The 1,154-nt window shown below is 47.6% G+C and carries 1 protein-coding gene and 2 pseudogenes; 2 read left to right on the top strand and 1 reads right to left on the bottom strand.

Going from position 1 to position 1,154, the window contains the following annotated elements; all coding sequences use genetic code 11:
• A partial coding sequence (locus tag QVO97_RS01380; protein WP_288188590.1) for a substrate-binding domain-containing protein occupies positions 1 to 386 on the top strand: 386 nt, incomplete at its 5' end.
• 114 nt (positions 387 to 500) lie between these two features.
• Positions 501 to 878: pseudogene (locus QVO97_RS01375) on the top strand (Uma2 family endonuclease); the annotation flags it as partial.
• A gap of 30 nt (positions 879 to 908) precedes the next feature.
• Here the strand turns inward: QVO97_RS01375 and QVO97_RS01370 are convergent.
• A pseudogene (locus QVO97_RS01370) lies at positions 909 to 1,154 on the bottom strand (flavodoxin family protein); the annotation flags it as partial.

The following is a 1,154-nucleotide window of genomic DNA, read 5'->3' as shown; positions in this document are numbered from 1 at the left end:
TGCTCTTCCGCGAAGTCGGCAGCACCTCTTATGAAGTATTTCAAAATGCCATCCGTCAGACCGGCTGTGAGGTCACCCCTGCCTGGGAAAGCACCTCGCAAGAGGCCATTCTCGAAGCCGTCCGTCTGGGGCTTGGCGTCACGATTCTTCCAAGCACTATGATCGAAGCTGAGCTGAGACTCAGTGCCATTTCCCGGATCTATTTTTCGGATTTTTCTTTTCAAAATACCGTTCATCTGGCGTGGCATCAGAGCAAGTTTCTGTCTCCTGTCATGCAGGATTTTATCCAAATGGCGCGTGAACTTTTGCCACCCAACCATATTTCCGCTCAAAATTCCCCGGAAATCTCCCCTCATACACAGCCTTTTCCTGTGATGGATGCATGACGGTTCCGGTAAACTTCCGTATGAGACGGTTCGCGATTATCAGGTCATTATTATCCATATGACCTGATACGACGCTGAGGTTATCCGGGATTGGTTGCGAATACGTACGGATGATTGAAAATAATTTCTTCCTGTTATACTTTTAGATATAGGTATACCTATATTTCAAAAGATTACTGGAATTTGCCCGACGGGCAGCGTGCAGAGCTGATCGACGGGCAAGTTTATAATATGGCACCTCCGAGCCGGATTCATCAGGAAATTTCCTACCAGATTTCCCGCCTTCTTGGAAATTATATCGAGTCCAACGGCGGAAAATGCCGCGTTTATCCGCCTCCTTTCGCCGTCAATCTGGATGCGGATGATAAAGATTGGGCTGAGCCTGATATCTCTCTTATCTGTGATCCGAATAAATTGACCGACCGCGGCTGTTCCGGCGCTCCCGATCTCATTTTCGAAATCGTATCTCCATCCAGCCGGCGCATGGACTACATTATCAAAAATGCTCTGACTCCCTTAAACTTACCGAATAAAATTCGTCGCCGTCCGCTCCTCCTGTTCCGGAAGACCATATTCTTTCTTGCCAAGCTCGATGGACTTCATAAGAAATGTCATATTCTTTGCAAGCATCCGCATCGTCTGCTTGCCTTCCTCATCCATCTCTGCCTCCCCTTTCTCACAGCCGTGAATACTGTTCCAGTATCTGCTGGATGCGATCGGCATATTGCTGATGGTAAAGAATTTGTTCATTTCATCAAAGGTCGCAGA

It is taken from the genome of Clostridium sp. CAG:43 (assembly GCF_000434655.1).
GTDB lineage: Bacteria > Bacillota > Clostridia > Lachnospirales > Lachnospiraceae > Otoolea > Otoolea fessa.
This window is presented reverse-complemented; position numbering and strand designations above follow the sequence as displayed.